Consider the following 12,069-nt stretch of genomic DNA (forward strand, 5'->3'; position numbering starts at 1 on the left):
CGTTCACTTGCTCCCACGGCCCGGACCGTTGCCGATCTGCCAGACGAAGGGCGGCTCGGTGCCGTTGATGGCCCAGTCGCCGACGATGCGCGCCTTGTAGACGAGCGGATTGTGCGACGACACCGTGCGCGCATTGCGCCAGTGCCGGTCGAGCGCGAGGCGCGTGCTGGTGGCCGACGCGCCGAGCGCGTCGAACAGATGCGTGGCCGCGCGCAGCGCGAACTCCGACGCCGTGAGCTGGCTTTGCGCGGAGGCGATTTCGGCTTCGACATTGGCGGCGTGCTCGGCGGCGTCGTCGTCGCCGAAGCGCGCCTCGTAGGCGCGTTGCGCGGGCTCGGCGGCTTGCAGCGCGACGGCGCGCGCGCCATAGGCCCACGCAGCGATCTCGCCGACCACCTGCTGGATCTGCGCGTCCTCGCTCACGTGCGGCGCGTTGCCGTGGCTGTAGACGCGCTTGCGCGTGCGCACGAGTTCGGCGGCATCGCGCTGCACGGCTTCGGCGATGCCCGCGAGCGTCGCTACGTGAAAGAGCTGGTAGAACGCGGTCTGATACTTGAAGCGGCGCGCGAAGTCGATCACGTTGCGCGGCTCGACCACGGCGTCGTTGAAGCGCGTGGTGCCGCTGCCGGTGGTGGTCTGGCCGAAGCCGTCCCAGTCGTCCTCGCGCACCACGCCGGGTTGATGCGTGCTGACGGCGGCGATCACGTCGCTGCCGTCGGCTTCGCGCTGCGCGTAGACGTCGATCCAGTCGGCGTAGATCGTGCCCGTGCTGTAGTACTTCGCGCCGTTCACGACGAAGCGGCCGTCGCGTTGCGAAACTTTGGTCTGCACCTGGCCGACGGCTACTTCGCCGACTTCAGACCACGCGCTGCCCACGATCTGCCCGCTGGCGAAGCGGTCGAACCACGTGCGCTGATCGGCATCGGGCGGCACGTTGAGCCAGTCCTCGACGAAGGCGAAATGCGCGCGCAAGGCTTGCGGCAGATTCGAATCGGCGGCGGCGAGTTCGATCAGCAACTGGAACAGCTGCGGAATCGACGCGCCCGCGCCGCCGTCGCGCACGGGCAGGCGCACCGCGCCGAAACCGGCGTCCTTTAGCGCGGCGATGGCCTCGTGCGGCAGGATGCGTTCGCGGTCGCGTTCGGCCGCGCCGCGCGCGATCTCGGCGAAGATCGGGCGAAAGCGCGCGGCGAGCGTTTCATAGTCGGTGCCGGTGGAGAGCGTGGCGTCGTGAGGGTGCTGAATGGGAGCGGATCGCGGTGTCGTCATTGTGTGTTCCTCCGTGTTTCTCCATCGGGCCGCGGCCTCGAATGGCGTGAAGGGCCAGTATAGAAATGCGTGTCGCGGCGCTCCAATAACGGATTCTCGAATCGATATCGGCTGCGCGCATTTGTGCTGATTGCATCGCGTCATAACGGAGAAAAGCACGTAAAAACAGAGGTGGCGGCGTGCGTCCGCCTTATCGGCGCTGGGCGGATCAATATGAGCATCGCTTCGTTGGGCCGGCCTGCGCGTCTCGCTACGATGACGCCATCCCTTGCCCGCGAGACCGATACGACCGTATGTCCGCTCCCCGAATTTCCGCGCCGATTTTTTCCGCTCGCGCCATCGACAAGCGCTTCGGCGCGACCGTCGCGCTTTCGCATCTGGACTTTTCGATCGGCGCGGGCGAAGTGGTCGCGCTGATGGGCGCGAACGGCGCGGGCAAATCGACCTTCGTGAAGATCGTGAGCGGCGTGCAGGGCGCCGATGCGGGCGCGATGCAACTCGACGGCCGGCCTTACGCGCCGGCTTCGCCGCTCGCCGCGCGCAAGCTCGGCGTGGCGACCGTGCATCAATCGATCGCGGATGCCGTGGTGCCCACGTCGTCGATTGCCGACAATCTGCTGCTCGATGAACTGTGCGGCGGCGTGTCGGGCGGCGTTCAAAGTGGTGCTCGAAGTGATGTTAAGAGTGGCGGACGAAACTGGTGGGCGCCGCGTGGCGCGCGTCGTGCGCGCGCTCGCGAACTGGCCGCGCGCGTGGGTCTCGATGCCGATCTCGACGCGCCGCTCGGCACGCTCGCGCTCGCCGCGCAGCAACGCGTGGTGCTGGCGCGCGCGCTCGCGACACGGCCGCGTCTGCTGATCCTCGACGAGCCCACGGCGAGTCTCTCCGCCGCCGAGGCCGCGCGACTGCACGCGCTCGTCGATACACTGCGCGACGAAGGCGTGGCCGTGCTGCTGGTCTCGCATCGGCTGGCGGACTTGCGCCGACTCGCGACGCGCGTGGCGGTGTTGCGCGATGGCCGCGTCGTGGCGCAACAGCCCGCGCCCATCGACTTCGACGCGGCGCTGGAAACGATGATCGGCCGCCCGCTTCCGCCCGCCCGAATTGATTCGGATGTCGAAACAAATCACGCCAAGCCAATTCTTCAGTTGAATCAACTGCGCCTCACCGATCGCACCGCCGCCTTCGACCTCGACGTGCGCGATGGTGAAATCGTCGCTGTCGTCGGGCCGGTGGGCGCGGGCAAGTCGCGGCTCGCGCAGACGATCTTCGGCGCGTCGCGGGCCTTCGCGGGCGAGATGCGGCTCGACGGCGCGACGTGGCGTCCGCGCACGCCCGGCGACGCAATCCGCGCGGGCGTGTTTCTCGCTGGCGAAGACCGCTGGCGCACATCCTTGTTTCCCGACGCCGTGCCGTTCGCCTCGATTGCGGGCACGCTCGGCTTTCCGTTTTTGCCGCGCTGGAGCCGGGGCGTGTTCGTCTCGCGCGAGCGAGAACGGGCCGCCGCACGCGCGGCGATCGACGCGTTCGGGATTCGCTGTTCGGGCCCGGACGACCGTCTGCCGCGTCTTTCCGGCGGCAATCAGCAAAAGGTGCTGCTCGCGCGCTGGCACGCCGAACCCGCACGCGTGCTGCTGCTCGACGAGCCGTTTCAGGGCGTGGATGCGGGCGCGCGCGCCGATATCGCGGCCACGCTGCGCCGCGAAGCGCCAGGCCGTGCGACGCTCGTATTCGTGAGCGATCTCGAAGAAGCGCACGAGGTCGCCGACCGCATCGTGTACTTCGATCGGGGCGCGCTCGACCGGGGCGCACACGAAGCCCTGCACACCGCCGAAGCCATCGAATCGTCATAACATTCAAGCGACCATGAAAAGCGCCGCCACTCCGCTCGTCACCGATCCCTCCACTTCGCTCGCCGCGCCTGCTCATTCGGGCGCCTCGTCGTCAAGCGCGCCGCTATCGCGCCGCCTGCTCGTGCTGCTCGAACGCAGCGGCCTGCTGCTCGTGCTCGCCGCGATGGTCGTGCTGTTCACCGCGCGCGAACCCGCGTTCCTGAACGTGGCGAATCTCTTCAGCATCCTGCAGGCGGTGTCGATCGTCGCGCTGCTCGGCATTGGCGTAACGATCACGCTGGCCGCGGGCGGCTTCGATCTTTCCGTGGGCAGCGTGGCGGCATCCGCACAAATGGCTGCGAGCTATGTGCTGGTCGTGTGGCACGGCAACGCGTGGGAAGCCGCCGCCGCGTGCCTCGCGCTGGGCGTGGCGGCGGGGCTGTTCAACGGCGCGCTCATCACGCGGCTGCACGTGCCCGATCAACTCGCGACGCTCGGCACGCTGTTCCTGCTGGCGGGCCTGCAACTGATTCCGACGGGCGGACGCTCGCTCGCCACCGGCACGATCCTGCCCGACGGCACCGAAGCGAGCGGCACGTTCCCCGACGCCTTTCTCGCGCTCGGCCGCGCGCGCTTCTTCTTCGACGTGGTGCCCGCGCCCGTGCTGGTGCTCGCGGCGCTCACCGTGCTGGTCTCGGTCGTGATGGCGGCCACGCGCTGGGGCCGCGTGATCTACGCGATCGGCGGCAACGAAACGGCGGCGCGGCTCGCGGGTGCGCCTGCCGCGCGCTACCGCGTGGCGGCGTATGTGGCTTCGGGCGTGCTGGCTTCGCTGGGCGGCTTGCTGATCGCCGCACGCGTGGGACGCGGCGACGTCAGCGCGGGGCATTCGCTGTTGCTCGACGCCGTGGCGGCCTCGCTCGTCGGCTATGCGGTGTGGGGCGCGAAGCGGCCCAACGTGCCGGGGACGGTGATCGGCGCGGTGTTCGTGGGCGTGCTGCTCAACGGCCTGACGATGTTGAACGCACCGTACTACCTGCAGGACTGCATCAAGGGCGCGTTGCTGGTGGTGGCGCTGGCGTTCACCTTCAGCATCGGCCGAAAAAACGACGCGCGCGCCTGAAATTCGGGGTCTGCCAGGCGTCTTCCGACACATAGAAAAACCCTGAAAAACAAGAGGAGCAATATGAACAAGTCGATGTCCCGTACCGCGCGCTTCGCCATCGGCGCCATCGCGTTGAGCGCCGCCGCGCTGTTCGGCGCCGCATCCGCCGACGCCGCCACGCTCAAGGGCGCGCCGCCGCCGTTCGACAAAGGCGGCGTGAAGATCGCGCTCGTCAACTATCTCTCGGAAGGCGACTTCTTCCAGGCTTACGAGGCGGGCGCGCAGAAGCAGGCGAAGGCGCTCGGCATCGATCTGCGCATTTACGAAGGGCGTCAGGACGCGGCGCAGCAGCGCGACCAGATCCAGCAGGCGATCAATCTGGGCGTGTCGGCGATCATCGTCAATCATGGCTTGCCGGAGTCGCTCAAGGACGTGGTGCAGCAGGCGCTCGACAAGGGCATCAAGGTCGTGGCGTTCGACGTCGATCTCGCCAATCCGAAGATTCCGCAGATCGAGCAGAGCGATCACGATCTCGCGACGCTGCTGCTCGGTCAGGCCGTGAAGGACAACGGCAATGCGTTCTCGGCGGGCTATGTCTACGTGGCGGGATTCGCGCCGCTCGATCGCCGCGATGCCGTGTGGCAGGCGTTCAAGCAGGCGCATCCGGGCGTGCACGAGCAGGCGCGCTGGGGCACGGTCGACAATCCGATCGCGCAGTCGGTGGCGAATCAGGCGGCGGCGGCTTATCGTGCGCATCCGGACATTCGCGTGGTGATCGCGCCGTACGACGAGTTCGCGCGCGGCGCGAGCCTCGCCGCCGACGAAGCGAACGTCGCGAGCAAGCTGCGCATCTACAGCGCCGATATTTCGACCGCCGACATCGAGGCGATCCGCGCGCCGGGCAGCGCCTGGGTGGCGACGGCGGCGACCAATCCCGCCGTGGTGGGCGCGGTGTCGGTGCGCGCGGCGGCGCTCGACGTGGCGGGGCAGCCGCTCGCGCATCACATCGTCGTGAAGCCGACGCTCGTCACGCGCGACGACCTCGTGAAAAACGACATCCACACGATTGCCGAACTGGGCGTCAAATTCCCGGCGTTCCGCGTGAGCGACGCGGCCACGGCGGCGTGGATTCCGGTGGACTGAGCGCGCGGGTTTTCCGCGATTTTTTCGACGACTCTTCCCGCGGTCTTCCCGGCCGCGCGGATATTCCTTTCGCTGCTTACGATCTGAGCGATTGTTAGTTCGTTCTGGCGTCCGCGCTTCTTATGCTTGGCGAATTCTGGAGGCACACCACGTGCCTCCCCATGCAGCCAGACAAACAGGGGAAAGCCGATGCGAGACCACACGACCACCATCTTCACCGATTCGAAGCCGACCACGCGCGAATCCCAAAGCGGGCACAAACCGCTCTGGCGCCGTTTGACGACGACGCTGCGCGCCGTCACGGCGTTCGCGCCGCTGGCGCTGTTCGCCGCCACGGCCACGCCCGCACAGGCCGCGAGCGCCGCGCCCGCCGAACTCAAGCTCGATTACGCGTATTACTCGCCCGAAAGTCTCGTCATCAAGCGCAACGGCTGGCTCGAACAGGCGCTCGCGCCCGATCACACACAGGTGCGCTGGGTGCTGAGCCTCGGCAGCAATCGCGCGCTTGAATACCTGAATAGCGGGGCGGTCGATATCGGCTCGACCGCCGGTCTCGCAGCCGTGCTCGCGAAGGCCAACGGCAATCCGATCAGGACCGTCTATATCTTCTCGCGCCCCGAATGGACCGCGCTGGTCGTGCGCAAGGACTCGCCGATCAAGACGCTCGCCGATTTGAAGGGCAAGAAGATCGCCGCGACCAAAGGCACCGATCCCTATCTCTTCACGCTGCGTGCGCTGCACACGGCGGGCCTCACGCGCGACGACGTGGAGATCGTCAATCTCCAGCATCCCGATGGCCGCACAGCGCTCGTGAACGGTCAGGTCGACGCGTGGGCGGGGCTCGATCCGCACATGGCCGCCGCGCAGATCGACAACGGCGCGCGCCTGCTGTATCGCAACGTCGACTTCAATACGTGGGGGTTTTTGAACGTGCGCGACGATTTCCTCAAGCAGTATCCGGAGACCGTGGCGCGCGTACTCAAGGTGTATGAACGGGCGCGCGTGTGGATCGGCGAGCATCCGGACGAAGCGGCGCAGATCATCGCGGACGATTCCAAGGTGTCGCTCGCGGTCGCAAAGCTGCAACTGAGCCGCAACGATTTCAGCCAGCCGCAGCCGGGCGCGAAGCAGATCGAGGCGCTCGAAGCCGCCGCGCCGATTCTCACGCAGGAAAACCTCGTGAAACCGGGCACGAACCTGAATCAGGTGATCGAGTCGCTGATCGATACGCATGCGTCGGAGTCGGCGCTGGCGTCGGCGCAGCGTCAGTCGGCGCAATAGAAGGGGATCGCCGCGATGTCCATCGACGAGTTGAGCGCGCCCGCGCTTTCGCGGCCTGCCGCTGCGTCTGCTGTATCCAGCTTGCCCGCGACGCGCGAGCGGCAGGACGGCTTGCTTGACGACGCGTCTGCGCAAGCACCGTCTGCGCAGGCAAGCGAAACGGCCGCTGCGCCGCGTCGCTGGCGCATCGCGGGCGTGCTGCTGCCGTTCGCGTTTCTCGCGCTGATCGAGGCGCTTGTGCGCGGCGGCGTGCTGCCCGACAACCTCGTGCCCGCGCCCAGCGAAATCGCTCAGGCGCTCTGGCAACTGGGCGGCTCGCGGCTCGCGCTGCACATCGCCGCGAGCACGGCGCGCGTGGCGGTCGGTTTCGGCTGCGGCGCGGCGCTCGCCATCGCGGTGGGCGCGGCGATGGGCCTGAGCCGTCGGCTCGACGCGCTGCTCGACCCGAGTTTTCAGGCGCTGCGCGCGATTCCATCGCTCGCGTGGGTGCCCGTGCTGCTGCTGTGGATGGGCATCGACGAAGCGCCGAAGATCACGCTCGTCGCGATCGGCGCATTCTTTCCCGTGCATCTGAGCGTGGTGTCCGGCATCCGCAACGTCGACCGCAAACTCGTCGAACTCGGCGCGGTCTACCGGCTGCCGCCGTGGCGGCTGTTCACGCGCATCCTGCTGCCCGCCGCGTTGCCGCAGATCTTCACGGGCCTGCGCACGGGGCTCGCGGTGGCGTGGATGTTCGTGGTCGCCGCCGAACTGATCGCAGCCACGCGCGGCCTCGGCTATCTGCTCAGCGACGGCCGCGAAACCGGCCGTCCCGACATCGTGTTCGGCGCGATTCTGCTGCTCGGCCTGTTCGGCAAGCTCACGGACAGCGCGATGCGTCTGCTTGAAACCCGCGTGCTCGCGTGGCGCGACACCGTCCACGAAGGAGCGCGCGCATGAACGCCCCGGCTTTGCTCGATCTCGACATCCGCAGTAAACGTTATGGCGCGCGGCCGATTCTCGACGCGCTGCGACTCACGCTCGCGCCCGGCGAAGTGGTCGCGCTGCTCGGCCCGAGCGGTTGCGGCAAGAGCACGCTGCTGCGCATCGCGGCGGGGCTCGATCGCGATTACACGGGCGCGGTCTCGCTCAATGGCGAGGCGTTGCGCGCACCGTCGCCGCTCGCGGGCGTGATCTTCCAGGAGCCGCGCCTGCTGCCGTGGCTGCGCGTGGCGGACAATGTCTGCTTTCCGGATCGGGCTCGCGGCGCGGCGGCGGCCCGCGCGGCGGCGCTGCTCGAAGAAGTGGGCCTGCACGCCGACGACGGCGCGCGCTGGCCCAAGCATCTCTCGGGCGGCATGGCGCAGCGTGTGGCGATCGCGCGCGGCCTCTACACGCAGCCGCGTCTGCTGCTGCTCGACGAACCGTTCAGCGCCGTCGACGCGATGACGCGCATGCGTTTGCAAGACCTGTTGCTGACGCTCGTGCAGGCGCACGACATGGCGGCGCTCGTGGTCACGCACGATCTCGACGAGGCGCTGTATCTCGCCGACCGCGTCGTGCTGCTGGAACCGGCGAAGGGCGCGGCCACGCGCGCGACGAGTCACGTCTACGCCGTGACGCAACCGCGCGCGCAGCGCCGCGAGCAGGGCGCGGACCGCGCGTTGCGCGCGCGTCTGCTCGAACGTCTGGAGGCATCGATGAAGGCGCCGCTCGCCGCTTGAGGCGATCCGGATCGACATCGACATAGCAACCGCCGTGACGCGCTTACAGCCTTTCGTAAGGCGCACGCGCTAGGATGGGCTGCCTGGGTGCGGGCGAGCGCGACGTTTCTCGTTGCGCGGGCCGCGCCGGTCCCCGCAGTCAATCACGATGTCTACCCACTTTTCCTGCACGATGTGTGGCCACTGTTGCCACGATCTGCGCATTCCTCTGAGTCTGGCCGAGGCGCGCGTCTGGTTGCGCGACGGCGGCGACGTGCAGCTCTTCTGCGAAGCGCTGCCGTGGCTCGACGAACCGCCCGCCGACGATGGCTATGCCGCGTACAAACGCGCGCGCTCGTTCGCGGCGATGAGCGGCACGCTGCCCGTGCGTATCGTGCCGATGGTGGTGGCCGCTTTCGACGGCCCGTGTCCGAACCTGCTGCCCGATCTGCGCTGCGGCGCTTACGATCACCGGCCGCGCGTGTGCCGCATCTATCCCGCCGAAGTGAATCCGTTCGTGCCGTTCGCACCGTCCGCGAAGGGCTGTCCGCCGCCAGCGTGGGAGTCGCGCTATCCGGTATTCGAAATCGGGGGACGTTATGTCGATGAGACGGTGCAGGCCGATATCGCGCTGCGCCGCCATTCGGATGTGGCCGACGTGCCGGCCAAGCGCGCACTCTGCGACGAACTCGGCGTGCGCATGGCGGCGCTCGGCAACGAGGGTTTCGTGATCGTCAAGCCGGGCAGCGAAGCGATGGATGCGGCGATTGCCGCCGCGCTCGACGCCGCGAATGCGTCGATGCAAAACGCGGCGCAGAACACGCTTCAAGCGGCCGACGCATTCGAACCCGGCGTCTCATGGACGCTGATATCGAACCGCCAGGCCACGCGCGATGCGCTCGCTTGCGTCGACGCGCTGAGCGCGCCGCCCGCAGCGTTGCCGGTGCCCCAGCACTACCTGGGGTTTCATCCCGCGAGCGAAGCGTGAATGTGTCGAGCGTGTCGAACGTGGCGCAGCTAAAGCGCCGCGTGCGCCGCGCTCAACACCACACCACGCGATCGTAGTCCACCGTGCGGCGATAGATGTTCTTGCCGCGCCAGCTCGAAAATTCCATATAGGCACATTCGAGCACCAGGATCCAGTTAGTCACGCCCATTGCCATTCCCCATTGTTGGTTTGAATGCAAGGCCAGTCTAGGGGCGAGCCCCTCTCGACGAAGCGCCGAGCAAAACCGGTTTGTCCGGTCAGTTCGGGCATTCATGCCGGGTGCCGCGCCGCCCCGGCTTCTTGACTGCATGTTGCGCCGCAACTCCGGTACCTGAAAAGGTCCGCGCGCGAAGCTGTTGCGCTTTGCACACAGCGCGCGCCGTCGATTGAATTGTGGGGATGTCGCGCGAGTGTGGATGCTGCATGCGCAGGGTCGCGCTTTCATACGCGGCGTTCCGTGCGCTGGCCGACGTAATTCGGCGAAGTCCGGCGGCATGAACGCACCGGCTGCGTGGCACGCGGCATGCAATCGTCGCAGCGGTTAGACTGCCGCTGTGACGCGCTGGCCCTTTTTTCGGCGGCGCGTCCGCAACGCAACATCGATCCCGTTTTCACGCTGAAAAAATTGCCGATCCCATGCTGAAAAATCTTTGGTACGTCGTGGCTGCGTCGACCGATCTGCGCCACGCGTTGCTGCCGGTCACGCTGCTCGGCCATCGCTTCGTTGCGTTTCGCGACACCGAAGGCCGGGCGCGTCTGCTCTCCGATATCTGCGTGCATCGCGGCGCGTCGCTCGCGGCGGGCCAGCGCGTGAACGGCGAGGTGCAATGCCCGTATCACGGCTGGCGTTATGGCGGCGACGGCGTCTGCACGCATATTCCGGCGCAGCCGCAGGCGCGCATTCCGGCGCGGGCGCGTGTCGACGGTTATCCGGTCGTCGAGCGTCACGGCTGGATCTGGGCCTTTCTCGGCGATCTGCCCGAAGCCGAACGCCCGCCGCTGCCGCCGCTCGCCTGGGCCGACGACGCCAACGTGCGCGTGATTCACGGCACCTTCGACTGGGACGCGAACTGGGAGCGCATCGTCGAGAACGGCCTCGATTTCGCGCACGCGCCGTTCGTGCACGGCACCTCGTTCGGCGCGCCGGATCGGCCCGAGATCGACGCGTTCGAAGTGAGCGCGCCCGATGCGTGGAGCGGCCACGCGAAGCTCGTGATGCAGCGGCCCGTGCGGCGCGGCTTGCTGCGCCGTCAAGCGACCGGCGAGCACGTGGAAGTCGTCACGCAAACGGGTTTTCATCTGAGCGGGCCGTGCGCGACGCTCGAACTGCAGCTGGGGAACGGCTGGCGAATTGATATCGTGTCGGCGCATGTGCCGGTGGATGCGCTGCATACGCGCACGTACTGGATGATGGGGCGCACGTTTCTGAAGACGCCGTTGCTCGACGCGCGGTTTCGCGCGCGCAATCTGCGTATTTTCAACGAGGATCACGCGGTGTTGCGGCGCGTGCGTCCCGAGTGCGTGCCGGATGGCTGGCAGAGCGAGGTGTCGGTGAAATCGGATGCCTTGCAGATCGCGTTCCGGCAGCGCGTGCGCGCGCTCGAACAGCGCGGCTGGCTTGCGGCGCCGTCGGGTTCCGGCGATGCGGCGAGCGAAGTGGAAAACAGACTGGAGAACAAGCGCGCGATCAACGTGATCGCTTGTCCCGCGCGGCGCGATGTGTCGACGTGGGCGCTCGACGGGGCACTGACGCCTGTCATACCCATTGCGTCAGTTTCAGACGCGAACGCAGCAAACTAACTCACGCAATCAATCAGCAACATCACGCGCGAGCGCATCGAAAAACAGCGCCCGCGCGTGAACGAACCGAATGCACTACGTCATCAGACGCGATCAGTGATGCCCGATGTCGTCGCGCGGCGGCACCACGGGTTCGACGCCTTCCCAGTACGGCTCGCTGCCGTAATAGGCGTGCACGGTGCTGCCCCACTTGGCGTCGGCCATCGCGGGCCAGTGATCCTTGTCGAAGCCCGGCGCGTTACGCACGCGTTCGGACGACACATTGAGCAGGAAACACTTGCGGCTCGTATCGAGCGTGAGCGCGCCCCACGGAATGGCGAGCAGCTTGTCGCCGATACCGAGAAAACCACCGCTTGAAAGCACTGCATAGGCGACGCGTCCGCCTTGCACGTCGAGCATGATCTCCTTGATCTTGCCGATTTCTTCGCCATCCGAACTGAGTACGCGATTGCTGTCGAGCGTGCTGGCGGCCATGATGTCGGGGCCGGGACCGGCGGCCGTTTCGTTGCCCTTGCCGACGATGCGCGCGCCCTGGCTGCCTTGGCTCGTGGGCATATTGCTGGGGGTGAAGGTGGGCATGATCGCCTCCTGTGAAGGACTACGTTGAGTTCGGCCGGCGCGTTCGCGATGCTGCGTGACGCCGCCGGCCGTCGTACCTTCACTAGAGCAATGCCCGTGCCGCGGATTGCGCGGTTTTCTCAGCGCCGCGCTCGCTTCAGGGCAGGATTGAGCACCTCGTTCAACTCACCGACGGCTCGCCTTCGCCCGGATGCTTGCCGGGGCGATCGGCGGGCGACTGCTTGCGGTCGCGGTCGTCGCGCTCGGGCATCTTGCTGTGCGCGTTGTCGTTGTGCTGGGCGGGCGCGGGGTGGCGCGGATCGTCGGGTTGCGGATTACGCGGATCGGTTGCAGTCATGGTGTCGCTCCCATCGAAGTGGACGCTTTCGCAGCGCAAAGTCCGCGCCCGCC

The 12,069-nt window shown here is 67.4% G+C and carries 11 protein-coding genes; 8 read left to right on the plus strand and 3 right to left on the minus strand.

The window, feature by feature from the left end; translation table 11 throughout:
• Positions 1-3: 3 nt before the first annotated feature.
• A complete protein-coding gene (locus G5S35_RS34475) occupies positions 4-1,245 on the minus strand; it encodes an acyl-CoA dehydrogenase family protein (RefSeq protein ID WP_183040674.1) in 1,242 nt (413 codons plus the stop codon).
• Between the two features lie 317 nt (positions 1,246-1,562).
• Between G5S35_RS34475 and G5S35_RS34480 the strand changes: the two genes are divergently transcribed.
• The 8 genes from G5S35_RS34480 (at position 1,563) to G5S35_RS34515 (ending at position 11,100) form a co-directional block, all read left to right on the plus strand.
• On the plus strand, positions 1,563-3,122 hold the full coding sequence (locus tag G5S35_RS34480; protein WP_183040093.1) for a sugar ABC transporter ATP-binding protein: 1,560 nt from the start codon (positions 1,563-1,565) through the stop codon (positions 3,120-3,122).
• A gap of 13 nt (positions 3,123-3,135) precedes the next feature.
• Entirely contained in the window at positions 3,136-4,224 is a 1,089-nt protein-coding gene (locus tag G5S35_RS34485) for an ABC transporter permease (RefSeq protein WP_065063934.1), read from the plus strand.
• A 63-nt stretch (positions 4,225-4,287) separates the two neighbouring features.
• A complete protein-coding gene (locus G5S35_RS34490; RefSeq protein WP_065063936.1) occupies positions 4,288-5,349 on the plus strand; it encodes a substrate-binding domain-containing protein in 1,062 nt (353 codons plus the stop codon).
• 189 nt (positions 5,350-5,538) lie between these two features.
• Positions 5,539-6,630, plus strand: a complete 1,092-nt coding sequence (locus tag G5S35_RS34495; protein WP_183040094.1) for an aliphatic sulfonate ABC transporter substrate-binding protein — start codon at positions 5,539-5,541, stop codon at positions 6,628-6,630.
• A gap of 15 nt (positions 6,631-6,645) precedes the next feature.
• Positions 6,646-7,569, plus strand: a complete 924-nt coding sequence (locus G5S35_RS34500; RefSeq protein ID WP_183040095.1) for an ABC transporter permease — start codon at positions 6,646-6,648, stop codon at positions 7,567-7,569.
• Complete coding sequence (locus G5S35_RS34505; RefSeq protein WP_183040096.1) at positions 7,566-8,333, plus strand: ABC transporter ATP-binding protein; 768 nt, start codon at positions 7,566-7,568, stop codon at positions 8,331-8,333. The genes G5S35_RS34500 and G5S35_RS34505 overlap by 4 nt, the downstream gene beginning before the upstream one ends.
• A 148-nt stretch (positions 8,334-8,481) precedes the next feature.
• A complete protein-coding gene (locus G5S35_RS34510) occupies positions 8,482-9,300 on the plus strand; it encodes a YkgJ family cysteine cluster protein (protein WP_183040097.1) in 819 nt (272 codons plus the stop codon).
• A gap of 636 nt (positions 9,301-9,936) precedes the next feature.
• On the plus strand, positions 9,937-11,100 hold the full coding sequence (locus G5S35_RS34515; RefSeq protein WP_183040098.1) for an aromatic ring-hydroxylating dioxygenase subunit alpha: 1,164 nt from the start codon (positions 9,937-9,939) through the stop codon (positions 11,098-11,100).
• 93 nt (positions 11,101-11,193) lie between these two features.
• Here G5S35_RS34515 and G5S35_RS34520 read toward each other — a convergent pair whose 3' ends face one another.
• Together G5S35_RS34520 and G5S35_RS34525 are read right to left on the minus strand one after the other, a co-directional pair.
• The gene (locus tag G5S35_RS34520) at positions 11,194-11,679 is read right to left on the minus strand and encodes a PRC-barrel domain-containing protein (RefSeq protein WP_237181802.1); all 486 of its coding nucleotides are present in this window, start codon (positions 11,677-11,679) and stop codon (positions 11,194-11,196) included.
• Positions 11,680-11,839: 160 nt separating this feature from the next.
• A complete protein-coding gene (locus G5S35_RS34525) occupies positions 11,840-12,016 on the minus strand; it encodes a hypothetical protein (RefSeq protein ID WP_181440967.1) in 177 nt (58 codons plus the stop codon).
• Positions 12,017-12,069: the final 53 nt, after the last annotated feature.

It is taken from the genome of Paraburkholderia tropica (assembly GCF_014171495.1).
Lineage (GTDB): Bacteria > Pseudomonadota > Gammaproteobacteria > Burkholderiales > Burkholderiaceae > Paraburkholderia > Paraburkholderia tropica.

Excerpts from the sequence above, each read along its gene's own strand:
- G5S35_RS34480 (WP_183040093.1), top strand. The coding sequence starts at position 1,563 with ATGTCCGCTCCCCGAATTTCCGCGCCGATTTTTTCCGCTCGCGCCATC.
- G5S35_RS34490 (WP_065063936.1), top strand. The coding sequence starts at position 4,288 with ATGAACAAGTCGATGTCCCGTACCGCGCGCTTCGCCATCGGCGCCATC.
- G5S35_RS34505 (WP_183040096.1), top strand. The coding sequence starts at position 7,566 with ATGAACGCCCCGGCTTTGCTCGATCTCGACATCCGCAGTAAACGTTAT.
- G5S35_RS34520 (WP_237181802.1), bottom strand. The coding sequence starts at position 11,679 with ATGCCCACCTTCACCCCCAGCAATATGCCCACGAGCCAAGGCAGCCAG.
- G5S35_RS34485 (WP_065063934.1), top strand. The coding sequence starts at position 3,136 with ATGAAAAGCGCCGCCACTCCGCTCGTCACCGATCCCTCCACTTCGCTC.
- G5S35_RS34500 (WP_183040095.1), top strand. The coding sequence starts at position 6,646 with ATGTCCATCGACGAGTTGAGCGCGCCCGCGCTTTCGCGGCCTGCCGCT.
- G5S35_RS34495 (WP_183040094.1), top strand. The coding sequence starts at position 5,539 with ATGCGAGACCACACGACCACCATCTTCACCGATTCGAAGCCGACCACG.
- G5S35_RS34525 (WP_181440967.1), bottom strand. The coding sequence starts at position 12,016 with ATGACTGCAACCGATCCGCGTAATCCGCAACCCGACGATCCGCGCCAC.
- G5S35_RS34510 (WP_183040097.1), top strand. The coding sequence starts at position 8,482 with ATGTCTACCCACTTTTCCTGCACGATGTGTGGCCACTGTTGCCACGAT.
- G5S35_RS34515 (WP_183040098.1), top strand. The coding sequence starts at position 9,937 with ATGCTGAAAAATCTTTGGTACGTCGTGGCTGCGTCGACCGATCTGCGC.